Raw genomic sequence first — 25,273 nt, 5'->3', positions numbered from 1 at the left:
CTCAGCCCAGGTCGACGATCGCGGCCACCGGGCCGCCACCATCGGGGCCCTGGTGGGCAGCGGAGACCGACACGAAGACAGCCGGGTCGCCGGTGACGGCGGCGGTGACGCCGCCGACTGCGGCCTTGATCTGACGGTGCCAGTGCACGTCGGAGTCGTCGAGCATCGCGTTGCGGCGGCCGCGGACCTGGCCGTCCTGCGAGACCTCGCACTTGAGGAACACGTTGACCAGCTTGCCGTCGAGGTCCGCGGTGCGCGGGCGGTCCGGCAGGTCGAGACCGGCGTCGCGGATGGCCTCCCAGATGCCGTCGGAGTCCAGTGCGTCCTTCATCACCGAGTGCCCGACGCGGTAGCGGCCGCCGACACCCGTCGCGTTGCCGACCACGACGACCTGCGCCTGGTCGAGCTCTACGCCCGAGGAGCAGGAGGCGACGGCGGAGAAGAGCGAGCGGTCGTGCATGACGTCGGCGTCGGTGGGCATCTCGATCTCGCCGAGCGCGACCGCGATGCCCAGCGCGGTGGTGCCGTTGGAGAGGTCCATCGACTCGTGGGTGTGCTCGGTCCAGACGGTCTTCCCGCGGGACTTGGCGTCGCGGATCGTGTGCACGGTGAGCAGCGGGGTCTTCGTCTGCACGTAGTGGACGTCGGCGACGTCGGTGATGCCGGCGCGCTCCATCGCGGCCTTCACGGCGTCGGCGACCTTGCTGACCATCGCCACCCGGCCGATGTCCTCGGGCAGCAGCACCTCGCTCATCGCGAAGCCCACGGTCAGCCGCGGCTCCTCGCTCGGCTCGGCGTCGGTGGTCGCGAAGATCGTCGCGTGCGGACTGATCACACCGTCGGTGCCGCCGGACCACACGATCGGGATCTGCTTGACCTGGTCGGCCGGCGCACCCTTCTCGACCAGCACCTCGCGGAACGCGCGGTCGGAGATGATCCGGGTGTAGTCGTTGACCCCGCCGTTGCCCTCGGTCTTGCCGATGATCGCGATCACGCGCGACGCCTCCATCACGCCGTCGTCGATCAACTTCGCCAGCTCGCTGGCGTCGGCGACGGAGTGGATCGGGACCTTGCGTACTTCGATGGCGTCAGGCATGACAGTCCTTTACTAGTTGGGTACGACGACGGTGCCGGTCGCGCCGGTCACCGCCTCGGAGAGATGAGCGAGATCGGTGATGACGGCGCGGGCGCCGCCGCCCTCGACGAACCGGCAGGCGGCGTCCACCTTCGGGCCCATCGAGCCACTGGCGAAGTGGCCCTCGGCGGCGTACGCACGCAGCTCGGCGGCGGTCACGACGCCGACGTCGCGCGCCTCGGGGGTGCCGAAGTGCAGCACGGCGTGCGCCACGTCGGTGCCGATCACCAGCACGTCGGCACCGACCGTCCGGGCGAGCAGCGCCGCACCGAGGTCCTTGTCGATGACCGCCTCGACTCCGCTCAGGTTGCCGTCGGCGTCGCGGACCACCGGGATGCCACCGCCACCGTTGGCGACGACCACGAAGCCGGCGTCGACCAGCGCCCGCGCGGCCGGGGCGTCGATGATCTCGAGGGGCTCGGGTGAGGCGACGACCCGGCGCCAGCCCTTCTCCCCGCGGTCCTCCCAGGTCTCGCCGTGCTCGACGAGCAGGGCGGCGTCTTCGGCGGGCAGGAAGCGACCGATCGGCTTGGTCGGGCGGGTGAATCCCGCGTCGCCGGCGGAGACGAGCGTGCGGGTGACCACGGTCGCCGTACGCCGGTCGAGCCCGCGTCGCGCGAGGGCGGCGTCGAGCGCGTCCATCAGCACGAAGCCGAGCGTCGCCTGGGTCTGCGCGCCGCACCAGTCGAGCGGCACGGGGGGTACGACGGCGGCGGCGAGCTCGTTCTTGACCAGCAGGTTGCCGACCTGGGGGCCGTTGCCGTGGGTGACCACGACGTCGACGTCCTGCTCGAGCAGGCCGGCGACCGCCTCCATCGCGACCCCGGCCGCGGCGATCTGGTCCTCGGGACGGGCGCGACCGTCCGCCGTCATGGCGTTGCCGCCGAGCGCGAGCAGGACCCTCATGACTCGAACCTAATGACCCCCAAGCCCGCGAGCGATGGCAGGAGTTGCCAACAGAAGGCCGCTCGGCCGAGTACGAAGTGCGGAACCGGGCGCACGATGGCCCCGGACACGAGGTCCGGGGCCATCACTGATGCCAGGCGCTACTTCTTCTTGGACTTCTTCACCATGACGGTCACCTTGCCGGCGTCGCCCAGCGTGGACCCGTTGCCCGAGTAGGTCAGCGTGTAGTGGTGCTTGCCGGCCTTCGAGACCAGGAAGCTGCCCTTGCCGCTCTTGATCTTGACCGTGGCCACCTTCCTCTTGCCCTCGGTGACCTTGACGGTGCCGGTGATCTTGGCTGCGGCCTGTGCGCCTGCCTTGACCGAGACCGTGACCTGCGAGGCACCGGCCTTCTTGCCCTTCTTGATCGCCTTGGCCTTCGCGCTGACGGCGGACGAGTACTTCGCGACCTTGACGGGGGTGGTCGCTGAGGCGGTCCGCGGCTGGTCCAGGTCGAAGTTGGTGTTCGTCACTCGCAGCGAGATTCCCTGCCCGGCGTCGGCAGCGGTCAGCGTGTAGGTGCTGGCCGTGCCGACGACGATGGCACCGCGCAGCCACTCGTAGCCGAAGGTCGAGTTGCCGTTGCGGTTCCAGCGTCCCAAGTTGTCTCCCCGTTGTGGGCCGAACCCGTCTCCGCCCGTGTGACGAGTGGGGTTCGTGTTGCCGACGCGACCCTAGGGAGATGCGCCCGTCCCCACCGGGCGACGGCGAACATCCCTCCGGTTGTCCAGACAGGGCCCGGCGACTCAGCGCCCGGCGACTCACCGCCCGCCGGCCACCCGCAGCGTCGTGCCGGTGACGTACGACGCCTCGTCGCTCATCAGCCAGCCGACCGCGTCGGCGACCTCGTGCGGCTCCCCGGGGCGGCCGAGCGGCACCAGCGGACCGACCCGGTCCAGTCGGCCGGGCTCACCGGCATCGGCGTGGATCGTGGTGCGCACGATGCCGGGGGCGACGCCGACGACCCGGATGCCCTCGGCCGCGACCTCCTGGGCGAGGCCGACGGTCAGGGCGTCGACCCCCGCCTTCGCCGCGGCGTACTGGACGTACTCACCCGGCGCCCCCCGCGTCGCCGCACCCGAGCTGATGTTGACGATCACGCCGCCCGCTCCGCCGTACGAGGTCCCGAGGGCGCGGACCGCGGCGCGGGCGACCAGCAGCGCGGAGGTCAGGTTGAGGTCGATGGTCGCCTCGACGATCTCGGGAGGCGTCTCGGCGAGTCGACCGATGTGCAGGGTCGCGCCGGCGTTGCTGACCACGCCGGTCAGCCGGCCGTGCTCGGAGGCGGCCTCGAAGAGCCGGTCGACGCCCGCTGGCTCGGTCAGGTCGGCGCGTACGACGGCGCACCGCGCGCCCGCGTCCTCGACAGCGAGCCGGGCCTCCTCGGCGGCGCCGTCGTCGCGCGCGTAGCCCAGCACCAGGTCGTGGCCGTCGCGCGCGAGCCGCATCGCGATCGCGGCACCGATGCCCCGGGTGCCACCGGTGACCAGCGTCAGGCTGCTCATCGCTCGAGCTCGAAGTCGGCGAAGTCGAAGCCCGGCGAGACCAGGCAGCTGACCAGCGCGTCGGCGTCCCTCGGGACGGTCCGCTGCCACACCCCGCCGGGCACCAGTGCCTGCGGGTGCTCGGCGTCGACGACGGCGCTCGACTCGGGGCTTGGCGTCGCTCCCTTCCCGCCGAGCTCGAGGGTGACCGCGCCGGTGTGCGCCATCCAGAGCTCGTCGGACGTGACCTTGTGCCACGCGGACGACTCGCCCGCCGGCAGCAGGAAGTAGATCAGCGTCGCGGTCGGACGCACCCGGCCGTCGGGCAGCGTGACGTCGACGGGCGAACGCCAGGTCTGGCGGTACCAGCCGCCCTCGGGGTGCGGCTCGAGGTCGAGGGCCTCGGCGATCGCTGGCCGCCGGCTCACTGCTCCACCCCGTGCAACCGGGCGTGCAGCGCGCGGACCTCGGCCTCGAGCTCGGCGGCCGGACCGTCGACGGGTACGCCAGGGGCTACCTGCTGGACCGACATCGGGGTGACCGGGCCGGGTGCGACGCCCCACTCCTGCAGCCAGGCGCCGAGCTGGGCGCCCGACACGGCGTACACGATGCGGCCGAGCCCGACCCAGGCGTGCGCGGCCGAGCACATCGGGCAGTGCTCGCCGGACGTGTAGACGGTGCAGGCCACCCGCTCCTCCTGCGGCAGGTGCTCCCCCGCCCACCGGGCGATGTCGAACTCCGGGTGCCGGGTCTGGTCGCCGTCCTTCACCCGGTTGCGGTCGGCATACAGCACCTCGCCGGCACCGGAGACCAGCACGGACCCGAACGGCTCGTCGCCGTCGTCGAGGGCCTCGCGCGCCAGCTCGACGCAGCGACGGAGGTGGTGGAGGTCGGTCTCGGAGAGCGTCACGGGGACGAGTCTGGCACTCAGCCGTCGCCGCGCTCCGTCGCCCAGTGGGTCACCGCGACCGCGGCGAGCTGCGTCGAGACGTCCAGCTTGCGCAGCACGCTCGCGACCTGGCCGCGCACGGTCGCGATCGCCACGTGGTCCCGCCGGGCGATCTCGTCGACGGTGTGTCCGAGCCGGAGGTGCTCGAGGACCTCTCGTTCCCGAGGGGTGAGCCGAGCCAGCCTGACGACGTACCTCTCACGCGCCTCGTCCTCGGACGTCCCGAGCTCGGGGGCCGGGACCTGCTCGAAGGTGCCTCCGCTCACGGCTTCGACGACGTCTACGAAGTGCGCGAGCCCGTCGGCGTGCTCGACGACCACGGTCGCGCCGGCGCGCCGGATCAGCCGTCGCCGTACGGCGTCGTCACGCGAACCTGCCAGGCCGACCACCGGGATTCCGGCGGCGGCGAGCTCGGCGATCAGCGGCATCCGTTCGAACGCGAGGTCGCCACTTTGTGAACCGACGACGACGACGTCCGGCGAGGTGGCCGCCACCTGGGACGCGAGCGCGCCGCCAGGCGAGCCGAGAAGGTGACTGGCACGGTAGCCGGCTCGCTCCAGGGCGTTGCACAGCGCTTCGGCCACCGCGATGTGCGCGCCCAGGACCACGATCCGGCGGCCTCGCGCCGACTCCGGCACACCGTCAGTCCGTTGGTCAGTCCGTTGACGCGACGCCCACACCTGGACTCCCTGTGCGGCCTGCTCCGTGCGTAGAGCAGCCTGTCGACAGCATTCTCCCAACCAACGTCACGTGCCCGGTCGGCGCCGGATTCACACCTGCCGAGGCTGCGGCCCTGTGATCAAACACCCAATCTCGGCCACGTCCGTGACGAAGCCGGTGGGTCGGACGTTGACCGTCCGATGGACACAACGCGCGTGACCACAATGCAGCCGACCTCGGGGGCGACGCAGGCGCCATGGCACTGATCCGGCGGGTACTCACCGTCCACCCCGAGGCGAGCGCGGACCTGCAGCTGGCCCTGCTCGACGCCATCGAGGAGGTGCTCCTCGACCGGGGTGCGTGCCACGTCTGGATCGACGCAGCCGTGAAGCCCGACCTCGTGATCGTCGCCGAGTTCACCGAGGACTGACGCCTCCACCCATCGACCCCGCCCTCGACAACCACGCGCCGCTCGTGCAGATCCCGGTAGAGATCGATGATCTGCTCGCGCGCCACGACGAGCTCCTCGGCGACCGTGGCCGAGTCGGAGCGCAGCGTGCCCGGTCAGCCGCGACGCGCGCGACGGGCCGCACCGGGCCGTGTTGTAGAACTGCGCCAGTCGTACGCCGTCCTCGGCGAGCCGGTCCAGGTTGGGGGTGCGGATCTCGCCGCCATAGCAACCGAGGTCGGAGTAACCGAGGTCGTCGGCCAGGATCAGGACGACGTTGGGGCGCGAGACGGTCACGCACTTAATTCTGCTGACCCGCTCGACTTTTATGTAGGAGAGTCCGCGTCCACACCTCCTGCACGAGCGCGGCGTACTGTCCGGGCGAGTACCCCCGCGACCGGAGGAGCTGGAAGTAGTCGGGCGAGTTCATCGACCACACCAGGTCGGCGACCGTGTCGTCATCGAGGTCGTCGCGCAGCTGTCCGGTGGCCCGCAGGTCCGCGGCGAACAGCCGCATGTTCGCCGCTCGACGCTCACTGACGGACTCGTAGGCCTGCCGGCAGCCGGCGTCGGAACGGCCGGCGACTCGCAGTGCCTCGAGAAGCGGCACGGACCGCGGCAGCACCCGGGCCAGCGCCGCGGCGTAGAGCGCGATCTTCTCCTCGGCGGTGCCGGCTGCCCGGACGTCCCGGACATAGCCACGCTGCTCGGCCGGCAGCGGCGTATCGCCCTCGGCCAGCTCCATGTCGTGGACGGCGAGCAGCAGCCGGGGCTTGCGACCGACCGCGGCGTACAACGTGTCCACCGAGACCTCGGCCGCTGCGGCGATCTCGGCCACTGAGGTCTCGGCGTACCCACGCGTCGAGAAGAGCTCGCGCGCAGCGACCAGGATCGCGGCTCTCCTCGCCTCGGCGGCTGCGCGCCGACGCGATGAGTCGTACCTGCGCTTCTTGACCGGACCACCCACGGGGCCTACCGTACCAATTGAACCGAATCCTATTCGGATGAATTGAGGGTCGCCATGTCGGACGTGTCCCCACCTGCCCGGGCCGTCGTGCGCGAGCCCGGCACCGCTCGCGGCACCTGGGCGATGAGCTCGCTCTTCGAGCACCTGCTGGAGTCGCCACCCGGATCCGACCGGCTCGGCGTCGCCCTCGTGACGCAGCCGCCCGGGGTCGCGACGCCGCTGCACCGGCACACCCGCGAAGCCGAGGCGTTCTACCTCCTCGACGGCCGGATGGACTACCGCGCCGGTGACGAGGACCACGAGCTGTACGCCGGGTGCTTCATGTACCTCCCCGCAGGCCTCCCCCACGCCTTCCGGATCCGCGGCGACGAGCCGGCTCGCTTCCTCGCCATGGTCGAGCCAGGCGGCCTCCTCGGCCTGTACGACGAGGTCGGCATCCCAGCGGCCGAGCTACGCCTGCCCGGCGACGACGGCCTGGCGCCGGAGGTCGAGATCCCGCGCTGGCTGGACGCCTCCCCGCGCTACGGCCTCGAGGTCGTGGGCCCGCCGATCCCCGAATAGACCTACGCGGCCGCGAGCAGCTCCTGCACGAGACCGACTGCGCTGGTCGCGGCAGCGGGGCGGTCGCCGTACGGCGCGCTCGCGTACATCCCCTCGATCGCCAGCCAGATCCGGTCGGCCATCACGTCCGGCTCCTCGACGCCCATCGCGGCGACCAGCCCGTCGACCCGCCGGCGCAGGGCGCGGATCTCGGTGAGCGCGAACCGGCCCGGCGCGTCGGACGGGTCGCGCATCTCGCGCAGGTAGTTGCGGAACGGGCATCCCCGGAAGCCCCGCGCCGCCACCCGGTCGGCGACCTCGCGGGTGACGGCCACCAGCGCCGCGCTCGGCATCTTCTCGAGGCCGACGACGGCAGCGTCCATCGAGTCGTCGAGCTGCTCCGCGAGGCGGTGCAGGTAGGCCAGGACCAGCTCCTCCTTGCTCGGGAAGTGCCGGTAGAGCACGTTCTTGCCGCAACCGGCAGCAGCCACGATCTCCGCCATGCCCACCGCCCGGATCCCGCGCGTGTAGAAGAGCCTGCTGGCAGCGGCGAGGATCCGGTCGCGGGTGGCGGGGTCGGCGGGGCGGGGCATGGGGCGATCGTACGGACCGATCGGTCCAGATCGGGAATGAATGCGCCACCCCAGTGGCTGCCACCATGACGGACCGCTCGGTCCGCAACAACGAAAGGCGCCACCCATGAGCATCTCCATCGACCAGTCCGCCGTTCTCGTGACCGGAGCCAACCGCGGCCTCGGCAAGGCGTTCGCCGAGGCCCTTGTCGAGGCGGGCGCGACCGTGTACGCCGGGGCGCGCGACCCCGAGTCCGTGACCACGCCCGGTGCCATCGCCGTACGACTCGACGTCACCGACCCGGCCTCCGTCGCCGCAGCCGCGGACTCACTGGGCGACGTCACCGTCGTCATCAACAACGCCGGCATCGGCCGCAGCGGTTCGCTGCTGACGGGCGAGTCGCTCGACGGCTTCCGTGAGGAGCTCGAGACCAACGTCATCGGCCCGCTGCACGTCACCCGCGCCTTTGCGCCGATCCTCGCAGCCAACGGCGGCGGTGCGATCGTCAACATCCACTCGGCGCTCTCCTGGATGACGAGCCCGCAGACGGCCGGCTACTCCGCGACCAAGGCGGCCCTGTGGTCACTGACCAACGCGGCCAGGGGCGAGCTCCGTGAGCAGGGCACGCTGGTGATCGGCGTGCACGTCGGCTACATGGACACCGACATGACGGCCGGCGTCACCGCGCCGAAGTCCGAGCCTGCCGACCTCGTCGTCCAGGTGATCGAGGCGCTGGAGAAGGGCGAGGAGGAGGTCCTCGGCGACGAGACCAGCCGCTTCGTGAAGTCCGTGCTGTCCGGACCACCCGCGCAGCTCGTCCTCTGAGCTCACGCGGCGGCCTAGGCTCGGCGCATGCAGACAGAGATCCTCTACAGCCCGGCGTACGCCGCCGCCAAGCTCACCCTCACCGCCGGGGAGGTGGTCCGCGCCGAGTCGGGAGCGATGCTCGCGATGTCGCCCGGCGTCGCCATGGAGACGACCACCCAGGGAGGCCTGCTGAAGGGTCTGAAGCGCTCGGTGCTCGGTGGCGAGTCGTTCTTCATGAACACCTTCACCGCGCAGTCCGACGGCGCCGAGCTCTACCTCGCCCCGACCCTCTCCGGCGACATCGTGCACTGGCCGCTCAGCGGCACGCTCTTCGTGCAGTCCGGCTCCTACCTCGCCTCGTCGAGCGGCATCGAGATCGACACCAAGTGGGGCGGCGGCAAGACGTTCTTCTCCAGCGAGGGCCTCTTCATGCTGCGCGTCGCCGGCCAGGGCGACCTGGTGCTCTCCAGCTACGGCGCGATCCATTCGATCGATCTGCAGCCCGGCCAGACCTACACCGTCGACACCGGCCACATGGTTGCGTGGACCGACGGGATCCAGTACAACGTGCGCAAGGTCGGCAACTGGAAGTCGACGTTCTTCTCCGGTGAGGGCCTGGTTTGCGACCTGACCGGCCCCGGCCGGATCTACCTGCAGACCCGCAGCCAGGACGCCTTCCTGGGATGGCTGATCCCCCAGCTGCCGACCAACAACAGCAACTGACCTGCGGCGGGGTGGACCTTCACCGCGATCAGCAGCCGAACAGCGCCCGCAGCGGCAGCGTGCCGACCGGCAGCCCGTGCCGGTCGTAGTAGGCGAACATCGCGCTCAGCCACGGGTGCGTGCCGGGGTCGTCGACCTGCTCGGCGGCGACTCCGGCCTCCGCGGCGAGCTCGGCGACGGTCGCGACGCGCGAGGCCAGCTCGTACGTCGCGCCGACGTGGCCGTCGTCGAGCAGCACCGTCGCCGCGGCGGCGCCCAGGTCGGCGAGGTCGAGGAAGCCGAACGTCGCGTGCACGTCGTACGGCACCCGCACGGGTCCGGTCAGGTCGAGGTTCTGCAGGTAGGCGCCCGGCTGGAGGACCGTCCACGCCAGCCCGGAGCGGCGTACGACGTCCTCCGAGACGGCCTTGCCCAGGTGGTGCGGCATCGCGGGGACGCAGGGTGAGGCGACCGAGTGGTAGACGATCCGGCCGACCCCGGCGGCCCGGACCGCGTCGAGCACCTCCGCGACGTACGCCGGCTCGTCGGCGTGGAGGTTGGGCGCGATCACGTAGACCGCGTCGCAGCCGTCGAGGGAGCCGGATAGGTCGGCCCAGTCCGCACGGCCGAGCGGGACGGCGATCGCACCCCGCTCGACAAGAGCTGCGCACACCGCTCGCCCGGTCTTGCCGTGTCCGCCCAGGACGGCGACCCGCATGCCCTACCCCTCGTCGTACGTCGCGATGGTGCCCTTGCGCTTGCCGAAGCTCCAGCGGCCGGTGCGCTCCGCGTGCGGCTTGTCGACCTTCCCCCGCTCGAAGACGATGATGCTGTCGTAGAAGTGGACCGACTTGGTGGTGCGGGTGAACTCGTCCACCACGAACCCCTCCTCGCGCGAGTGCCAGGCGTTCAGCTGGTCGGTGAGGCCCTTGGCGTACTCGATGAAGGTGCCGGGGCGTCGGTAGCCGCCGCCGTACTGCTCCCAGTAGCTGGTGTGCAGGTCCTCGATCAGGAAGACCCCGTCGGAGACCATCTGCGGGTAGAACACCTCGAACGTCGCGATCTGCTGACCCATGGTGTGCCCGCCGTCCTCGATGAGCACGTCCACCGGTCCGATCTCGTCGGCAATCGACTGCAGGAAGACCCGGTCCTCCTGGTCACCGATGAAGACCTTCGTACGCCGACCACCGAGCTTGGCGCAGCGCGGGTCGATGTCGACGCCGTAGATCTTCGCCTTCCGGCCGAAGTAGTTGCGCCACATCTGCAGCGAGCCGCCGTGGCTGACCCCGAACTCGAGGATCGTGACCGGCTTGCCTCGGAATCGCGCGAGGTGGCGGTGGTAGATCTCGAAGTAGTGCATCCACTTGTGGATCAGCCGCTTGTCGTTCGCCCTGAAGTACTTCTCGAGTGGGTTGTCGACCGTCATGATGCTCCCGAGCCTCGTCGAATGGGCACGCTCAGGAGCGTAGCGACCTACCGGGCTTCGCTCTCCTCGTCGAAGCGCGGGTCGCCCATGACGTACTGCGCGAACCGGCCCGGCGGCTTCTTCGGCTCCGGTGTCGCCTCCGGCACCATCCGACCCTCGGCCGTGTCCCAGAAACGGTCGACCGCGTGCATCACCCGACGAGCCACGACCCCGAACGGGCCGGTGTGAGGCGTGTAGGGATGCGGCCGGCTCGGCGCCGCCAGCTCGGCGGCCCACAGGCGCCGGGCGAGCACGTCGAGGTCGTCGTCGGGAAGCGTGTCGCTGAGCCGGATCCCGATCACGGCCTCGTGCCGCTGGTGGTCCGCCATCGCGACCTCGACGTCGGACCACACGTCGAGCCACCCGTACGACGTCTCGTAGACCGAGCCGTACTCGTGCGCCTTCACGTGCGCGAGCTCCACCTCGAGCGCCTTGCTCGAGCGCAGGTAGTCGTGCACGAGCGGACCGCCGTCGGCGAGCTTGCGTCGCGCCGGCGGCAGCAGCACCGCGTCGACGGCGTGCAGATGCATGCTGGTGGTCGCGAGGAAGGCGTCGATGCGTTCGTGGCCGTCGCGGGGCCGGTCGCGCGAGGCCTCCATCGACCGCGCCTCGGCGAGTCGGCCCGAGAGCCGCCCCTGGCTGTGCTGGATCGAGCTGCGGAGGACATCGGTGGTGCCCATCGGCTTCACCTTCTTCGTGCGCCGTGCCTCCATCGTGCGCCCGCGCAGTGCCGACTGCAAGGCGCGCGCCAGCCGAGCACTCGACCCACCCGAAAATGCGGATTGGGCGGCATGGTCGGTGGCGCCCACTATATTGGGCATGCCTTTGACAATCACAACGATGAACGACGAAGGGTGCCGATGCCCCAGCAGCCATCTCGGGACGTTCGAACCCGTGTCCTCGTCGCGGTTCGCGACGGAGCGATCATCCAGCGACGCAGCCGCCTTCAGTGGTGGACCACCGACGTGCACTTTCGACGACTCAGCGCCGCCGAGAGGAAGCACCTGTTCGCGCTGCTCAACGACGGCACCGTCCGGTTCGTCAACGACCCGACCCGACAAGGCCACGGACGATATGAGCTCGCGTCACCGAGCGACATCCCGCCATCTGTCGGCGGCACGCCTTAGACCAGGTCGACCTCGGCGTACGCCGCACCGTCGGCGAGGGCGGCATAGCCCGGGCCGCGGTCGAAGAAGGCCTCGCTCGGCGCCGGGCGGGCGGCCCGCTCGGCAGTCGTCGCGGCTTCGTCGTACGACAGCGAGTCGTCATCGAGCGAACCCGTCAGCACCACGCCGTACGACGTGAGCGCGGCCTCCGGGGAGACCTTGCGCCAGACGACGTCACGGACGACGAGCTCGGGGTCGCGGTCGAGCGGGTTGCCCCAGCCACCACCACCCGTCGTGCGGATGCGGATCACCTCGCCTGCGGCGACGGGCTCGGCGTCGGCCAGGGCGTCGACCTCGCGCTCGTTGGGCCCGCCGGCGTCGATGACGACCTCGAAGGGCTTGCCCGCGAGCCCGCCCTTCACGCCCCAGCAGGCCAGGATCGACCGGTCCGCGATGGACATGAAGTGGCCGTCCTTGAGCATCCGGATGTGCTTCTCGTAGCCGAGGCCGCCGCGGAACTGGCCCGCTCCCCCGCTGTCCATCGCCAGCGACAGCGACTCGACGCGGAACGGGAAGCGCGCCTCGGTGAACTCCGAGGGCAGGTTGCGGGAGTCGGGCACGACGTGGATCGTGTCCTCGCCGTCGGCGTAGTAGCGACCGCCGGACCCGCCGCCCAGCACCTCGCGCATCAGGTACGGCCGGCCCTCGAGGTCCTCGCCGTACACGCCGGTGTAGCGGATCGTCTCCTGGTCGGCCGGCATCCGGCCGTCGACCGCCTTGGCGACCACGCCGGCGAGCACGCCGAGCAGCCGCAGGATCACGAACGTGCGCGCGTTGGTCGGCGCCGGGAAGACCGGGGTGAGCAGGGTGCCCGGCGGCGGGAACCGCATCTCGATCAGCGGCACGATGCCCTCGTTGACGTCGAGCTCGGCCATCCGCCCGGGGTCCTTGGCGAGGTTGCGCAGGATCGGCGCCAGCCACTTCTTGAGGAAGACGCCGTCGCTGTAGTCACCGCAGTGGTTGATCGGCCCCTTGGCCTGCGGCGAGGTGCCGCCGAAGTCGAGGATCAGGCGCTCGCCCTCCGGGTCGTCGGCCGGGGTGCGCGTCAGCGTGATCCGCTGGGTGTGCAGCTGCGGTACGTCGACGCCATCGTGCTCGGCGTAGTCCTCCCACACCCACTCCCCGACCGGGATCTGGCTGAGGATCTCGCGGCGGTAGGTCTCGGTGGTGCGGCTGATGATCGCGTCGAAGCAGGACTCGACGGTGTCCACGCCGTACCGGTCGAAGAGCTCGCCGAGCCGGCGCGCGCCCATCAGGCAGGCGGAGCACTCGGCGTCGAGGTCGGCGGCCAGCGACTCCGGCATCCGGGAGTTGCGGGTCATGATCGACAGGGCGGCCTTGTTGGGGACGCCCGCGTCCCAGAGGCGGATCGGGGGGACCATCAGGCCCTCCTCGAAGACGCTGGTGGCGTTGGAGGGCATCGAGCCGGGTACGGCGCCGCCGATGTCGTCGTGGTGCCCGAAGGCCTGGACGAACGCCACGACTCTGCGTTCGTCGGGCGCGCCGCTGAAGACCGGAACCGTGACGCAGAGGTCGGGCAGGTGCCCGATGCCGCCCTCGGAGCGGTAGACGTCGTTGTGGAAGAAGACGTCGCCCTCCTGCATCTCCTCGATCGGGAAGTCACGGGCGACGGGGTGCACGAGCGCGGAGTACGAGCGGCCGGTGAGCTTGCGCAGCAGCCGGTCGTGGATACCGGCGCGGAAGTCGTGCGCGTCGCGGATCATCGGGCTGCGGCTGGTCCGGCCGATGGCGGTCTCGACCTCCATCTCGACGCTCGCCAGCGAGCCCTGGACGATCTCGACGAGCACCGGGTCGGCGCTCGCACCCGCGTCGTCGGTGAGGTGGCCGAACGGGAAGTCGGTGGGTGCGCGGCGGCTGTCGCTCATGCCTGACTCCTGGTCACGATGATGTTGAGGTACTCGTCGATGCGGGCCGTGAAGCCCGGGTGCAGCGGCACTGTCGAGCCGAACTCCTCGATGATCGCCGGGCCGGTCACCACCGTGCCGGGGGCGAGGTCCGGTCGCCAGAGCACCGGCGACTCGACGTACCCCTCGGTCGCGTCGAAGCAGACCTGCCTCGTGGCCCGGGGTTTCGAGACAGGCGCCAGCGCGCCTTCCTCAACCGGGGACTTCTTGATCTCCGGGCGTTGGATCGGACCGATGCCGGAGACCCGGAGGTTGACCCACTCGACCTGCTGGGTGGAGTCACCGGAGAAGTCGTAGCCGTACGTCGCACGGTGCTCGGCGTGGAAGGCGTCGGCGACCACGGCCGGGTCCAGCTCGCCTTCGCCGACCGGGACGCGCACCTCGAAGGCCTGGCCGAAGTAGCGGAGGTCAGCGGTGCGGACGAACTGGTGCTCGGCCGGGTCGAAGCCCTCCTTGGACAGCGCCTCCGCAGCCCGTGTGGCGAGCGCGTCGTACACGCCCGTGACGGTGGCCGGGTCGAGCTGGTCGGCGAGGGTGACGTGGGTCTGCACGTAGTCGTTCTTCACGTCCACGGTCAGCAGCCCGAACGCCGAGACGTTGCCCGGGTTGGGCGGCACGAGCACGGCAGGCAGGCCCAGCACGTCGACCAGGCGGCAGAGCAGCAGCGAGCCCGAACCACCGAACGTCGTCAGCGTGAAGTCGCGGACGTCGAGGCCGCGCTTGACGGTGACCTGGCGCAGCGCGTTGGCCTGGTTCCAGGCCGAGATCTCCAGGACTCCGGAGGCACACGCCTCCGGCGACATGCCGAGCTCTTTGGCCAGCGCCTCGATGCCGGCGCGGGCTGCGTCGACGTCGAGCGGGATCTCGCCGCCGAGCAGGTGCGGCGGGATCCGGCCCAGGAAGACATGGGCGTCAGTGATCGTGACCTCGGTGCCGCCCTTGCCGTAGCAGAGCGGACCGGGGTCGGCGCCGGCCGACTGCGGGCCGACCTTGAGGGTCCCCTCGGGCGAGAGCCAGGCGATCGAGCCGCCGCCCGCACCGACGGTGACGACGTCGATCATCGGGATCTTCGACGGGAAGGCGCCGACCGAGCCCTCGGTGGTCAGCGTCGGCTCGCCGTCGATGACGACGGACACGTCGGTCGACGTACCACCGCCGTCGGAGGTCAACACCTTGTCGAAGCCGGCGACCTTGGCGATCAGCGCGGCGCCGAGCGCACCGGCCGCAGGGCCGGAGAGCACGGTGGTGATCGGCTGGTGCACGACCTCGTCGGCGGAGAGCACGCCGCCGTTGGACTTCATCACGTAGAACGGGATGACCCGGTTGTCGAGGGCGCTCTGCCCATATACCCGGAGACGGGTCTTGATGTTGGTGACGTACGCCGAGAGCCGCGGCTTGACGGCGGCGTCGACGAGGGTCGTCATCGCCCGTTCGTACTCGCGGTACTCGCGCAGCACCTGGCTGGACAGCGAGACCACCGCGTCGGGGTGCTCCTCGGCGAGGATCGCGCGCATCCGCTCCTCGTGCACCGGGTTGGCGTAGGCGTGCAGGAAGCAGACGCCCAGGGTGGTGATGCCCTGCGCCCTGAACCAGCGGGCGACGGCACGGGCACCGTCCTCGTCGAACGGCCGCACCTCCTCGCCGTTCACGTCGAGGCGTCCCTCGACGCCCTTGACCCGGTCGCGCGGCACGATCCGCTCGGGCTTCACCCAGAAGTAGGAGTTGCCGTAGCCGTCGGGCACGGACTGTCGCGCGATCTCGAGCATCGCCTCGTAGCCGGTGTTGGTGATGAACCCGAGCCGGTCGACCTTGCCCTCGAGCAGCTGGTTGGTCGCCACCGTCGTGCCGTGGCTGACCGCGTCGATGTCGGCGCCGGTGGCGCCGAGCAGGCCGAGGACCTTGTCGATGCCGGCGAGGAAGCCGTCGGCGGGGTTGCTCGGCGTCGACGGTGTCTTCGTCGTCACCAGCTCGCCGCTGTCCTCGTCGAAGGCCACCACGTCCGTGAACGTGCCGCCGGTGTCGATGCCGATCCTGATCCGTCGGGTCATGCGTCGATTCAACCGGGGTCCCACTCAGCGGACCACGGCAGACCTTGCCGACGAACCAGCGATCGTCCGGCAACCTCTGCCAGCAGTGCCCGTTGGTCGAGCAGCGAGCGCCAGCGAGCGTTGTCGAGACCCCCCAGCCAGCGCACGCGCTCGGGTGCCGGGATCTCGACACTGTCGGCGCCAGGGCGCCTCCCTGCTCGATCACCGAGAGCACCCCACCGGAACGCTACGCGTCGGGGGCGCGCTCGTTGTAGATCCCGGCCTCTTCCTGGCCGGTGATCGCCTGGATCGCGCGCATGATCTCGTCGGTGACCTCGCGGCGGGCCTTGCCGAGCGGTACGCCGTCGTACCGACCGGCGACCTCGATCGGCCTGCCGAACGTGACCGTCACCGGCACGACCTTCGGGAAGCGGGAGCCGACCGGTTGCAGCTTCTCGGTGCCGGTGATGCCGACGGGGACGACGGGCACGCCCGCGGTCAGCGCCAGGTGCGCTACTCCGGTGCGGCCGCGGTAGAGCCGGCCGTCGCGTGAGCGGGTGCCTTCCGGGTAGAGGCCGAAGGCGTCCCCGCGGCCCAGCACTTCGAGCGCGGTCTCGAGACTCGCGATGGCGGCCCGCGGGTCGTCGCGGTCGACGGGCAGCATCCCCATGCCCTCGAACCACGCCTTCTGCAGGTTGCGCTTGATCCCGCCGCCCGCGAAGTAGTCGGACTTGGCCAGGAAGTGCACCTTGCGCGGCGCCACGATCGGGATCACCAGGGAGTCGGCGAAGCTCAGGTGGTTGCTCGCCAGGAGCACGGCTCCGGTGCGCGGCACGTTGTCGAGGCCGGTCACCGTCGGCCGCCACACCAGCTTCGCGACGGGCGGGATGACCGTGTGCAGGACGGCGTACATGACCACTCGCCCAGTCTCGTGGTTACCGACGGGTCCGCCGACTTCGGTGTCAGAGGGTGGGCGCCGGCGGAAGATCGGTCGCGCGGTGAAAGTCGCGCGGTGAAATAGGTGAAGGGCCCTCGAGAGTATGAGTCCCAAGGGCCCTTCGGTTGACCGGTACCGATGACGCTCCCGGTCGACTGCTCGGCTTCTCCGGCCCCGGCGTCGTCGTCATCTCGCCGCCGCGATCACTCCCCGGCAAGCCGGTTCGCTCTCGTCAGAACCCTCGTCTCCGAGCTGTCCCGCCTTCCGTCTCCGGAGGGCGTGGGAAAGTTCTATGCCCTCTGCGAGGTGGTGCGCAAGACCTTTCGGGAAACATTCCTCTGGTTCCACCGGAATTGGCCAGACTGTCCACAGAAAGGGCCTGAGTTGTCCACAGAAATCCCTCAGATCCCCACAGTTGAGCGGGATTGGGCATCCGGCGCCTGTCCCGAAATGGACGAAGGGCCCTCGCGAGTATGAGTCGCAAGGGCCCTTCAGATGACCGGTACCGGTGACGCTTCCGGTCGACACGCTCTTCGTCTCCGGTCCCAGCGGCCTCGTCACCCAGCCGCCGCGATCACTCCCCGGCAAGCCGGTCGGCGATCGTGTGGACCCTCGTCTTCGAGCTGTCCCGCCTCCCGTTGCCGGAGGGCGTGGGAGAAGTTCTATGCCTCCCGGGATCGGCGCGCAAGGGGTTCGGGAAACAAACTTCGGGTTCCACCGAAATTGACTGCGTGCTCCACAGTTTCGCGGCCTTCATCCACAACGGGCCGGTGAGATCCCACAGGCTATCCACCGCCCCTGTGGATGAGTGATGCGCGGCGGTTGAGGTGCGGTACGCCGGCCCCCGGTGGTTGAGGTGTGAGAGCGGCCAGGCCCGAGCCTCAACCCCCACGGACGTCGCGTTCCGGTTGTTCACACGTTCGTGCGGAAAAGCCGCACGATCGTGCGGAAGATGGATCACAAAGGCCCCAGGACCCTGTGAAGACAAGGGGTTCTGGGCCTCTGAGGGTCGGTGACCCTGATGGGGTTGACCCATGACAGCGATGCCCCTCGCCACCAGATGGCCTCGGCGACCGCGCATTTGCGCGACCTCGCCGACACCCTGGTAGACGCGTCGGTGTGGTCCATGGACGCTGCCGAGGCGGCGAACTGGCTCGCGCACACCAGCCCGCCACCCACGGACCCGGTGCGGAACGGCGGCCGGGCCCGGAGCGGCTGGGCCGAGCGTTCGACGAGCTCATCGACCGCATCCCCGCCAACAGGCTCCCCAAGGTCGGCGGCACCGACGCCACCATCGTGATCACCATCGACCTCGACACCCTCACCGGCAAGCTGCAGAAGGCGCGGCGTGGGGTGCAGGCGCGCCGACCCTGATCGTGCTCGCGGCAGGTGCCGGATGTGCGCTGGGCCGGCGAGGCCGCGAGATCAACCAGGCCGACTGACGGCCTCGAACGCTGCCGCGACCTCCAGCAGGAACCGGTCGCGGCCGTGCGGGGCGACGATCTGGACGCCGACGGGCAGCCCGTCGGCGGTGTGCCCGAACGGGACCGAGATGGCGGGGCAGCCGGTCACGGTGATGACGTACGCCGCGCGCATCCAGTCGAGGTAGGTCGCCATCGGGCGACCGTTGATCGCGGACGGGTACTCCTGGTCGGCCGGGAACGGCGGCACCTGTGACACCGGGAGCACCAGCAGGTCGTGGGTCTCGAAGAACTCGCGCATCCGTTCGGAGAGGGCAGTGCGCTGGGCGTAGGCACGGGCCACATCGGCGCCGGTGAGCGACTCGCCGGCCCGGATGTTGTCGGCGAGCGAGGGCTTGAACTCGTCGGGCGAGGCGGCCAGCATCATCCCGAACTTGGCCTGGAAGTGCCACGCGCGCAGGGTGCGGAAGGTGTCGTCGGCCTCGGCGAGCAGCGGGTGCGCGTCCGTGACCACGGCTCCCGCTCCGGCGAAGGCAGATCCGGACGACGCGACGATCTCGGCGACCTCGGCGTCGACCTCGATCGCGCCGCCGAGGTCGGGAGAGAGCGCGACACGCAGCCCGGCGAGCGAGCCGTCGAGAGGCGGCGCAAAGGCGGCTCCAGGATCCGTCAGTGCCTGCGGTGCGCGGGGGTCCGGGCCGGCCATCACCGACAGCAGAAGCGCGAGATCACCGACATTGCGGGCCATCGGACCGCCGACCGACGTCGTCTCCCACTGGTTGTAGAGCGGCCACTCCGGCACCCGGCCGAGCGACGGCCGCAGCCCGACCACGCCGCAGAACGACGCCGGGTTGCGCAGCGACCCACCCATGTCGGAGCCGTCCGCCAACGGCACCATCCCGGACGCCAGGGCACACGCGGCGCCGCCCGAGGAGCCACCGGCCGACCGCGACGGGTCGACCGGGTTGCGGGTGAGGCCGAAGACCCGGTTGAAGGTGTGGGAGCCGGCAGCGAACTCCGGCACGTTCGTCTTGCCGATGACGACCACGCCCGCCCGGCGTACCCGCTCCACGATCAGGTCGTCCTGGTCGGCGACGTGGTCGGCGAAGAGTGGGGAGCCGTACGTCGTGCGCCAGCCCGCGACCCCGTGGGTGTCCTTGAAGGCGAACGGGAGCCCGTGCAGGGCACCGACTTCCGCGCCGGACGCGAGCGCCTCGTCGGCCGCAGCGGCCCCCTCGCGGGCGCGCTCCTCGTCGAGCGAGACGATCGCGTTGAGCTCGGGGTTGCGTACGGCGATCCGCTCCAGGTGCAGGTCGAGCAGCTCGCGCGCGGAGATCTCGCGGCGTCGTACGGCGCCGGCCTGGTCGCGTGCGGCGGACTCGACGGTGATGCTCATGAGCGGCCGAACAACCGTCCGACGACGACGCCGAGGACGACGAGTCCGGCGCCGACGGCGATGCCCTTGAGGAAGTCGTCCTGCGAGGAGACACCGGACGTCTTGGCGGGCGCGCTGAAGACGGTGGCGGGCGCGGGCGTTGCCTGGCCCGCCGGGGTCTGGACAGGCTCGACCACCGGAGCGTCGACCGCCGGGGAGGCGATCGCGGACGCGACGTTGCCGAAGAACTCGCCGGCCATCCGCTTCGAGACCGAGGTGAGCATCCGTTGGCCGACACCGCCGACCATGCCACCGACGATCGCGTCGGCTTCGTAGTCGATCTTGGTCACGCCGGGCTCTGCCTCGCCGAAGAGCACCTTGACGGTCGCGTCGATGGTGCCCGGGGCACCGGCGCCGGAGAGGCGCATGACCAGCGACTCGTTGTCCTTCAGGTCCGAGAGCGTGCAGGAGCCCTGATAGGTGCCCTTGATCGCGGCGACGCCGGCCGTGACCGTCATGTCGTAGGCGTTGTCGCCCGTCGCGGCCAGCTGCTCGCAGCCGGGGATCGTGGCCACCAGGACCCGGGGGTCGAGGATCGCGTCCCAGACCGTCTCGACCGGGAAGGGGACGACGTTGGATCCGCTGATCTTCATGAGTTCTCCAGACGCAGGGCGTACAGCTCGGACGGCGAGATCGGCATCGCCGTGATGGTGATGGACTCGGCGTCCTCGATGGCGGCGGCGAACACGGCGGCGGACGGGATCACGCCCGCCTCACCGGCGCCCTTGATGCCGAGCGGGTTGAGCGGGGACGGCGTCTCGAGGTGGTCGATGTCGATGCCGTCGGGCACCTCGGTGACGTAGGGCATCAGGAAGTCCATGAACGACGCGTTGAGCAGCTGCCCCGACTCGTCGTACGCCATCCGCTCGTAGAGCGCTCCCCCGATGCCCTGCGCGACGCCGCCGTGGATCTGGCCCTCGACGATCATCGGGTTGATCAGGTGGCCGCAATCGTGGACGACGGCGTACTTGAGGATCGTGATCTCGGCCGTCTCCGGGTCGGTCTCCACGATCACGGCGTGCATGCCGGAGGCGAACGTCGCGCGCTCCGGCGAGTAGAAGTCCCTGCCCTCGAGGCCGGGCTCCTCGTCCTCGGGCACCGGCGGCTTGCCCGGGTCGCCGACCGAGAACTGGGTCGCGGCCTTGGACGCCTCGTCGAAGGCGTAGCGCAGCGGGTTGGACAGCACCGACACGGTGCCCAGGTCGATCGAGGTGCCGGGCGAGCCCTTCACGGACACGACACCGTCGACGATCTCGAGGTCGTCCTCGGACGCCTCGAGCGCCTCGGCGGCGATCTTGAGCACCTTCTCCTTGGCCCGTTTCGCGGCCAGGTGGATCGCCGAGCCGCTCATCACGGCCGCTCGCGAGGCGAACGTGCCGACGGCGTACGGCATCCGGCGAGTGTCACCCGTGACGACCTCGACGTCCTCGAACTTCACGCCGAGCTCGTCGGCGACGAGCTGCGCGAAGACCGTGGCGTGGCCCTGGCCCTGGGTGGTCAGGCCGGTGGCGACCTTGACCTTGCCGCTGGTCTCGATGTGCACGTGCGCGCCCTCGTAGGGTCCGACACCGGTGCCCTCGACGTAGCAGGCGAGACCGATGCCCACCTGCCGGCCCTGCGCTGCCATCTCCGCCTTGAACGCCGGGAACTCGTCCCAGCCGACCAACGCCTTGAGCTTCTCCAGCGACGCGGGGTAGTCGCCGGAGTCGTACTCCAGCTCGCGGCCGTCCTGGAAGATCAGCCCCTGGTCGTAGGGGAACTCGTCGGGCTGGATGAAGTTCACGGCGCGCACGTCGGCGCGGTCCTTGCCGAGGTACGCCGCGATCGCGTCCATCGTGCGCTCCATCGCGTAGCAGCCCTGCGGCCGCCCGGCCCCGCGGTACGGCGTGACCATCACGGTGTTGGTGTAGAGCGACTCGAAGACGACGCGATAGTTCTGCGGCTTGTAGGGACCGAGCAGCTGGGTCGAGGTGATGATCGGCACGATCAGGCCGTACGGGATGTAGGCGCCGTGGTCGTGCCAGAACTCCACGTCGAGCCCGAGCAGCCGGCCGTCGTCGTCGAAGCCGACCTCGATGTGCTGCACCTGGCCGCGTTCGTGCGCCGACGAGATGAAGTGCTCACGCCGGTCCTCGGTGAACTTCACCGTGCGACCAAGGGCCTTCGCCGCCATCGGGACGAGGAGCTCCTCGGGCCACGGGTGGTTGATCTTCACGCCGAAGCCGCCGCCGACGTCGGGGGTGATCACGTCGACCTGGCCGAGGTCGAGGCCCATCTTCACCGCGACCGCCGCGCGTACGCCGGTCGAGCTCTGCGTCGACGTCCACACCTGGAGCCGGTTGAGGTCCGGGTCCCAGCGCGCGACGGTGCCGCGGCCCTCCATCGGCATGCACGCGCTGCGCTCGATCGTGAGGTCGAGCTCGAGCCGGTGCGGCGCCTTCTCGATGGCAGCCGGTGCGTCACCGACGTTCTGCTCCAGGCGGGCGCCGATGTTGCCGGGCACGTCGTCGTGCACGAGTGTCTTCGCCGCCCTGGCAGCGTCGACGCCGACGACGGGCGGCAGCAACTCGTAGTCGACCCGGATCCGGCCGACCGCGTCCTCGGCGATGTAGCGGTCCTCGGCGACCACGAACGCGATCGCCTCACCGACGTAGTTGACCTCGTCCTTCGCCAGCGCGTACTGCGTGCGCCCGTGCGTCAGCGCCGGGTGCGGGATCAGCAGCGGCAGCGGCTCGGCCATCATCGGGGTGCACGACGCCAGGTCGTCCCAGGTGAAGACGGCGTGCACGCCCTCGATGTCGAGCACGGCCTCGACGTCGATGTCGATGATCCTGGCGTGCGCGTGCGGCGAGCGGAGCACGGCGGCGTGCAGGACGTCCTGCTCCACGGCCACGTCGTCGACGTACCGACCGAGGCCGCGCAGGAACCGCTGGTCCTCGACGCGCTGGACCTTCTGGCCCATCAGCTTGGTCGTCATGTCAGCTCCGGTTCCTGAGCCTGTCGAAGGGCCGCGGCGCGCTCCACTGCCTTCACGATGTTCTGGTAGCCGGTGCAGCGACAGAGGTTGCCGGCGATCATCTCGCGGGCCTCCTCGTGCGTGGGCGTCGGGTTCTCGCGCAGCCCGGCCGTGATCGTGGTCAGGAATCCCGGCGTGCAGAAGCCGCACTGCAGGCCGTGGCACTCCAGGAACGCCTGCTGCACGTGGCCGAGCGAGCCGTCGGGGTTGGTGAGCCCCTCCACGGTCGTGATCTCACTGCCCTCCGCGGAGACCGCGAACATCAGGCAGGAGCGCATCGGGCTGCCGTCGACCAGGATCGTGCAGGCACCGCACACGCCGTGCTCGCAGCCGACGTGGGTGCCGGTGAGCCTCAGGTCGTGGCGCAGCGCGTCGGAGAGCAGCCGCCGTGCGGGCACCCGGATCTCGTGGGTGTTGCCGTTGACGGTGAGGCGTACGTCGTGGAGCTCCTCGGTCATCGGACCCCCTCTCTTGCCGATCGAACCACGCGCCCGGTGAGCACACGGACCAGCTGCGCGCGGTAGGCGGCGCTGGCATGGATGTCTTCCGCGGGGTCGAGCTGCGCGAGCGCGGCCTCCCCCAGGTCGGCGTCGGCGACGCCGGTCAGGTCGACGACGGTCGGCACGTCGCTCACCGACAGGTAGCCGACCTTCACGGACTCGCCGTCGACGAGCGCAGCGGCCCCCACCAAGGCGTAGTCGCCGTGACGCCTGGCGATCTCCTCGAAGGCGACTCCGGCACCCGGCGCCAACGCCGGGAAGTACGCCGAGACCGCGATCTCGTCATGCCGGACGGACGACTCCAGCGGTCCGAGATAGAGCTCTGACGCCGGGATCGTACGGCGCCCGCCGGGCCCCTCGACGTCGAGCGACCCGTCCAGCAGCGACAGCACCACGGGCATCTCGGCGGCCGCGTCGGCGTGCACGATCGAGCCGACCGTCGTACCCCGGTTGCGGATGGTGGCGTGCGCGACGTTGGCCAGGGCGAGTGAGACGAGCGGCTGCACCCGGCGTACGTCGGGCGAGGCGAGGACGGCGGCGTGCCGGGCGAGCGCGCCCACCCGGACGCCGTCGTCGCTCTGCCCATCAGACTTTGCCTCGATGGTGTCCAGGCCCGGGAGCCCGTTGATGTCGACGAGCATCGCGGGGGCCGCGAGCCGCATCGACAGCAGCGGGACCAGGCTCTGGCCACCGGCCAGCACCTTGGCGTTCGGCTCGCCGGCCAGAGCCGCCACTGCTTCGGCGATGGTCCCTGGCCGGCGGTAGTCGAACGGTGCTGGCTTCACAGGACCTTGGTCACCTCTCCCGACGTCCGGTCGGTGTGCTTGCCCCGCATGTTGACGAGGTGGAAGTAGACGATCACCAGGATCGTGCCGAGGGCGATGCCGCTCAGCGAGAAGTCGTCGGTGAACTTCAGGGTCACGCCGCCGATGCCGGCGATGATGCCCGCAGACAGACCGACCAGGTTGACCGGGTTGCCGAAGTCGACCCGGTTCTCGACCCAGATCTTCGCGCCGACGAGGCCGATCATGCCGTAGAGGACGACGGTGATGCCACCGAGCACACCGCCCGGGGTGGCACTCACCACGGCACCGAACTTCGGGCACAGGCCGAGCAGGATCGCCACGACCGCGGCCACGTAGTAGGCGGCCGTCGAGTAGACCCTGGTGGCACCCATGACGCCGATGTTCTCGGCGTACGTCGTGGTCGGCGAGCCGCCGAAGAGGCTGGCCAGCGCGGTCGCGGCACCGTCGGCACCGATCGCCCGACCCATGTAGGGGTCGAGGTCCTCGCCGGTCATCTCGGCGACGGCCTTGACGTGACCGGTGTTCTCCGCGATCAGCGCGATGACGCCCGGCAGCACCAGGAGGATGAAGGTCAGCGAGAAGCTCGGGCCGTGGACGGCGCTGACACCGTCGGCCAGGTCACCGCTCGGGAAGCCGACCCAGTCGGCCGCTTTCACACCGGCCCACGACACCCGGTCGTGCTCGAGCAGCTCACCGTTGCTCGAGCCGGTGATCGAGTTGATCTGGCCGAAGATGGCGTCGAAGAGCCACGAGATCAGGTAGCCGAAGATCAGCGCCAGGAACACCGCGATCCGCGACCAGAAGCCCGGGAACAGGCAGGCCGCGACCACCATGAAGGTCGCCGTCAGCAGGGCGACCCACTGGTCCTGCGGCCAGTAGATGCTCGCCACGACCGGAGCCAGGTTGAAGCCGATCAGCATCACGACGGCACCCGTGACGGACGGCGGCAGCACCTTGTGGATCATCCCGGCGCCGGCGAAGTGCACGAGCACACCGACCGCCAGGAGCACCAGGCCGGAGATCAGGATCGCGCCGGTCACGTCGGACGAGTCGCCGCCCTGGGCCCGGATCGCGGCGACACCGGCGACGAACGAGGCGCTCGTGCCGAGGTAGCTCGGAACCTTGTTGTTGCAGACCAGCAGGAACAGGATCGTGCAGATACCGCTGAAGAGGATCGCCAGGTTGGGGTCGAGCCCCATGACGATCGGGAAGACGAACGTGGCGCCGAACATCGCGACCACGTGCTGCGCGCCGAGGCCCGCCGTCTTGCCCCACGACAGGCGTTGGTTCGGCGCGACGGCCTCTCCCGGCGCCGGATCGACTACGTCCCACTTGAACATCGACATGTGAGCACCCTTTCGGTGT

Annotated in this window: 26 protein-coding genes and 1 pseudogene; 5 read left to right on the top strand and 22 right to left on the bottom strand. The window is 70.3% G+C overall.

Translation table 11 applies throughout. The features are described 5' to 3' along the window. Position 1: 1 nt before the first annotated feature. The 7 genes from bar to ABEA33_RS09640 form a co-directional block, all read right to left on the bottom strand. Positions 2-1,096, bottom strand: a complete 1,095-nt coding sequence (bar, locus tag ABEA33_RS09670; protein ID WP_345526550.1) for a barbiturase — start codon at positions 1,094-1,096, stop codon at positions 2-4. Between the two features lie 12 nt (positions 1,097-1,108). Then, entirely contained in the window at positions 1,109-2,041 is a 933-nt protein-coding gene (locus ABEA33_RS09665) for a carbamate kinase (RefSeq protein ID WP_345526549.1), read from the bottom strand. Between the two features lie 140 nt (positions 2,042-2,181). Beyond that, a complete protein-coding gene (locus ABEA33_RS09660) occupies positions 2,182-2,682 on the bottom strand; it encodes a hypothetical protein (RefSeq protein WP_345526548.1) in 501 nt (166 codons plus the stop codon). A 159-nt stretch (positions 2,683-2,841) separates the two neighbouring features. After that, positions 2,842-3,585, bottom strand: a complete 744-nt coding sequence (locus ABEA33_RS09655; RefSeq protein WP_345526547.1) for an SDR family oxidoreductase — start codon at positions 3,583-3,585, stop codon at positions 2,842-2,844. Next, the gene (locus ABEA33_RS09650; protein ID WP_345526546.1) at positions 3,582-3,992 is read right to left on the bottom strand and encodes a cupin domain-containing protein; all 411 of its coding nucleotides are present in this window, start codon (positions 3,990-3,992) and stop codon (positions 3,582-3,584) included. The genes ABEA33_RS09655 and ABEA33_RS09650 overlap by 4 nt, the downstream gene beginning before the upstream one ends. Beyond that, a complete protein-coding gene (locus ABEA33_RS09645) occupies positions 3,989-4,474 on the bottom strand; it encodes a nucleoside deaminase (protein WP_345526545.1) in 486 nt (161 codons plus the stop codon). The genes ABEA33_RS09650 and ABEA33_RS09645 overlap by 4 nt, the downstream gene beginning before the upstream one ends. A 17-nt stretch (positions 4,475-4,491) precedes the next feature. Then, the gene (locus ABEA33_RS09640; protein WP_345526544.1) at positions 4,492-5,151 is read right to left on the bottom strand and encodes a LuxR C-terminal-related transcriptional regulator; all 660 of its coding nucleotides are present in this window, start codon (positions 5,149-5,151) and stop codon (positions 4,492-4,494) included. A 278-nt stretch (positions 5,152-5,429) separates the two neighbouring features. Here ABEA33_RS09640 and ABEA33_RS09635 point away from each other — a divergent pair, with 278 nt between their 5' ends. Continuing rightward, positions 5,430-5,603 carry a hypothetical protein gene (locus tag ABEA33_RS09635; RefSeq protein WP_345526598.1) on the top strand — a complete coding sequence of 58 codons (174 nt, stop codon included), beginning with the start codon at positions 5,430-5,432 and terminating at the stop codon, positions 5,601-5,603. Between the two features lie 114 nt (positions 5,604-5,717). On the opposite strand, the pseudogene ABEA33_RS09630 reads toward ABEA33_RS09635, so the two are convergent. Both ABEA33_RS09630 and ABEA33_RS09625 read right to left on the bottom strand, forming a co-directional pair. After that, positions 5,718-5,918: pseudogene (locus ABEA33_RS09630) on the bottom strand (sulfatase-like hydrolase/transferase); the annotation flags it as partial. Between the two features lie 4 nt (positions 5,919-5,922). Further along, a complete protein-coding gene (locus tag ABEA33_RS09625) occupies positions 5,923-6,588 on the bottom strand; it encodes a TetR family transcriptional regulator (RefSeq protein WP_345526543.1) in 666 nt (221 codons plus the stop codon). A 54-nt stretch (positions 6,589-6,642) separates the two neighbouring features. Here ABEA33_RS09625 and ABEA33_RS09620 point away from each other — a divergent pair, with 54 nt between their 5' ends. Further along, the gene (locus ABEA33_RS09620) at positions 6,643-7,149 is read left to right on the top strand and encodes a cupin domain-containing protein (RefSeq protein WP_345526542.1); all 507 of its coding nucleotides are present in this window, start codon (positions 6,643-6,645) and stop codon (positions 7,147-7,149) included. Positions 7,150-7,151: 2 nt separating this feature from the next. On the opposite strand, the gene ABEA33_RS09615 is transcribed toward ABEA33_RS09620, so the two are convergent. Continuing rightward, positions 7,152-7,721: a TetR/AcrR family transcriptional regulator gene (locus ABEA33_RS09615; protein WP_345526541.1), complete on the bottom strand. Its 570-nt coding sequence runs from the start codon at positions 7,719-7,721 to the stop codon at positions 7,152-7,154. A 106-nt stretch (positions 7,722-7,827) separates the two neighbouring features. Between ABEA33_RS09615 and ABEA33_RS09610 the strand changes: the two genes are divergently transcribed. Further along, positions 7,828-8,526 (top strand): SDR family oxidoreductase, encoded by a 699-nt coding sequence (locus ABEA33_RS09610; protein WP_345526540.1) that lies wholly within the window; start codon positions 7,828-7,830, stop codon positions 8,524-8,526. A gap of 27 nt (positions 8,527-8,553) precedes the next feature. Then, positions 8,554-9,231, top strand: coding sequence for a TIGR00266 family protein (locus tag ABEA33_RS09605; RefSeq protein WP_345526539.1), 678 nt, complete (start codon positions 8,554-8,556; stop codon positions 9,229-9,231). Positions 9,232-9,259: 28 nt separating this feature from the next. Here ABEA33_RS09605 and ABEA33_RS09600 read toward each other — a convergent pair whose 3' ends face one another. From ABEA33_RS09600 to ABEA33_RS09575, 6 genes are all read right to left on the bottom strand, one after another. Further along, a complete protein-coding gene (locus ABEA33_RS09600) occupies positions 9,260-9,928 on the bottom strand; it encodes an SDR family oxidoreductase (RefSeq protein WP_345526538.1) in 669 nt (222 codons plus the stop codon). Between the two features lie 3 nt (positions 9,929-9,931). Beyond that, positions 9,932-10,636 (bottom strand): class I SAM-dependent methyltransferase, encoded by a 705-nt coding sequence (locus ABEA33_RS09595; protein ID WP_345526537.1) that lies wholly within the window; start codon positions 10,634-10,636, stop codon positions 9,932-9,934. A gap of 47 nt (positions 10,637-10,683) precedes the next feature. Next, positions 10,684-11,355, bottom strand: coding sequence for a hypothetical protein (locus ABEA33_RS09590; RefSeq protein WP_345526536.1), 672 nt, complete (start codon positions 11,353-11,355; stop codon positions 10,684-10,686). Between the two features lie 443 nt (positions 11,356-11,798). After that, entirely contained in the window at positions 11,799-13,727 is a 1,929-nt protein-coding gene (locus tag ABEA33_RS09585; RefSeq protein WP_345526535.1) for a hydantoinase B/oxoprolinase family protein, read from the bottom strand. Beyond that, the gene (locus ABEA33_RS09580; protein WP_345526534.1) at positions 13,724-15,814 is read right to left on the bottom strand and encodes a hydantoinase/oxoprolinase family protein; all 2,091 of its coding nucleotides are present in this window, start codon (positions 15,812-15,814) and stop codon (positions 13,724-13,726) included. The genes ABEA33_RS09585 and ABEA33_RS09580 overlap by 4 nt, the downstream gene beginning before the upstream one ends. A gap of 226 nt (positions 15,815-16,040) precedes the next feature. Then, complete coding sequence (locus ABEA33_RS09575) at positions 16,041-16,706, bottom strand: lysophospholipid acyltransferase family protein (protein ID WP_345526597.1); 666 nt, start codon at positions 16,704-16,706, stop codon at positions 16,041-16,043. 1,143 nt (positions 16,707-17,849) lie between these two features. On the opposite strand from ABEA33_RS09575, the gene ABEA33_RS09570 reads away from it, so the two are divergent. After that, on the top strand, positions 17,850-18,104 hold the full coding sequence (locus tag ABEA33_RS09570) for a hypothetical protein (RefSeq protein ID WP_345526533.1): 255 nt from the start codon (positions 17,850-17,852) through the stop codon (positions 18,102-18,104). 51 nt (positions 18,105-18,155) lie between these two features. Here ABEA33_RS09570 and ABEA33_RS09565 read toward each other — a convergent pair whose 3' ends face one another. The 6 genes from ABEA33_RS09565 to ABEA33_RS09540 are packed head-to-tail and all read right to left on the bottom strand — an operon-like array spanning position 18,156 to position 25,254. Beyond that, the gene (locus ABEA33_RS09565; RefSeq protein WP_345526532.1) at positions 18,156-19,547 is read right to left on the bottom strand and encodes an amidase; all 1,392 of its coding nucleotides are present in this window, start codon (positions 19,545-19,547) and stop codon (positions 18,156-18,158) included. Beyond that, positions 19,544-20,179: an SRPBCC family protein gene (locus ABEA33_RS09560; protein ID WP_345526531.1), complete on the bottom strand. Its 636-nt coding sequence runs from the start codon at positions 20,177-20,179 to the stop codon at positions 19,544-19,546. Before ABEA33_RS09560 ends, ABEA33_RS09565 begins: the two co-directional genes overlap by 4 nt. Beyond that, a complete protein-coding gene (cutA, locus tag ABEA33_RS09555; RefSeq protein ID WP_345526530.1) occupies positions 20,176-22,563 on the bottom strand; it encodes an aerobic carbon-monoxide dehydrogenase large subunit in 2,388 nt (795 codons plus the stop codon). Before cutA ends, ABEA33_RS09560 begins: the two co-directional genes overlap by 4 nt. Next, on the bottom strand, positions 22,560-23,060 hold the full coding sequence (locus ABEA33_RS09550) for a (2Fe-2S)-binding protein (RefSeq protein ID WP_345526529.1): 501 nt from the start codon (positions 23,058-23,060) through the stop codon (positions 22,560-22,562). The genes cutA and ABEA33_RS09550 overlap by 4 nt, the downstream gene beginning before the upstream one ends. After that, positions 23,057-23,887, bottom strand: coding sequence for an FAD binding domain-containing protein (locus ABEA33_RS09545; protein WP_345526528.1), 831 nt, complete (start codon positions 23,885-23,887; stop codon positions 23,057-23,059). Before ABEA33_RS09545 ends, ABEA33_RS09550 begins: the two co-directional genes overlap by 4 nt. Continuing rightward, complete coding sequence (locus ABEA33_RS09540; protein WP_345526527.1) at positions 23,884-25,254, bottom strand: uracil-xanthine permease family protein; 1,371 nt, start codon at positions 25,252-25,254, stop codon at positions 23,884-23,886. The genes ABEA33_RS09545 and ABEA33_RS09540 overlap by 4 nt, the downstream gene beginning before the upstream one ends. Positions 25,255-25,273: the final 19 nt, after the last annotated feature.

Origin of the sequence: Nocardioides endophyticus (assembly GCF_039543845.1) — a bacterium.
Classification (GTDB): domain Bacteria; phylum Actinomycetota; class Actinomycetes; order Propionibacteriales; family Nocardioidaceae; genus Nocardioides; species Nocardioides endophyticus.
Note: the sequence above shows the minus strand (reverse complement) of the source record. Positions and strands in the feature narration are given on the sequence as shown.

Coding starts and splice junctions, on each gene's coding strand:
- bar (WP_345526550.1), bottom strand. CDS start 1,096: ATGCCTGACGCCATCGAAGTACGCAAGGTCCCGATCCACTCCGTCGCC.
- ABEA33_RS09665 (WP_345526549.1), bottom strand. CDS start 2,041: ATGAGGGTCCTGCTCGCGCTCGGCGGCAACGCCATGACGGCGGACGGT.
- ABEA33_RS09655 (WP_345526547.1), bottom strand. CDS start 3,585: ATGAGCAGCCTGACGCTGGTCACCGGTGGCACCCGGGGCATCGGTGCC.
- ABEA33_RS09635 (WP_345526598.1), top strand. CDS start 5,430: ATGGCACTGATCCGGCGGGTACTCACCGTCCACCCCGAGGCGAGCGCG.
- ABEA33_RS09620 (WP_345526542.1), top strand. CDS start 6,643: ATGTCGGACGTGTCCCCACCTGCCCGGGCCGTCGTGCGCGAGCCCGGC.
- ABEA33_RS09615 (WP_345526541.1), bottom strand. CDS start 7,721: ATGCCCCGCCCCGCCGACCCCGCCACCCGCGACCGGATCCTCGCCGCT.
- ABEA33_RS09610 (WP_345526540.1), top strand. CDS start 7,828: ATGAGCATCTCCATCGACCAGTCCGCCGTTCTCGTGACCGGAGCCAAC.
- ABEA33_RS09605 (WP_345526539.1), top strand. CDS start 8,554: ATGCAGACAGAGATCCTCTACAGCCCGGCGTACGCCGCCGCCAAGCTC.
- ABEA33_RS09600 (WP_345526538.1), bottom strand. CDS start 9,928: ATGCGGGTCGCCGTCCTGGGCGGACACGGCAAGACCGGGCGAGCGGTG.
- ABEA33_RS09595 (WP_345526537.1), bottom strand. CDS start 10,636: ATGACGGTCGACAACCCACTCGAGAAGTACTTCAGGGCGAACGACAAG.
- ABEA33_RS09590 (WP_345526536.1), bottom strand. CDS start 11,355: ATGGGCACCACCGATGTCCTCCGCAGCTCGATCCAGCACAGCCAGGGG.
- ABEA33_RS09585 (WP_345526535.1), bottom strand. CDS start 13,727: ATGAGCGACAGCCGCCGCGCACCCACCGACTTCCCGTTCGGCCACCTC.
- ABEA33_RS09580 (WP_345526534.1), bottom strand. CDS start 15,814: ATGACCCGACGGATCAGGATCGGCATCGACACCGGCGGCACGTTCACG.
- ABEA33_RS09575 (WP_345526597.1), bottom strand. CDS start 16,706: ATGTACGCCGTCCTGCACACGGTCATCCCGCCCGTCGCGAAGCTGGTG.
- ABEA33_RS09565 (WP_345526532.1), bottom strand. CDS start 19,547: ATGAGCATCACCGTCGAGTCCGCCGCACGCGACCAGGCCGGCGCCGTA.
- ABEA33_RS09560 (WP_345526531.1), bottom strand. CDS start 20,179: ATGAAGATCAGCGGATCCAACGTCGTCCCCTTCCCGGTCGAGACGGTC.
- cutA (WP_345526530.1), bottom strand. CDS start 22,563: ATGACGACCAAGCTGATGGGCCAGAAGGTCCAGCGCGTCGAGGACCAG.
- ABEA33_RS09550 (WP_345526529.1), bottom strand. CDS start 23,060: ATGACCGAGGAGCTCCACGACGTACGCCTCACCGTCAACGGCAACACC.
- ABEA33_RS09540 (WP_345526527.1), bottom strand. CDS start 25,254: ATGTCGATGTTCAAGTGGGACGTAGTCGATCCGGCGCCGGGAGAGGCC.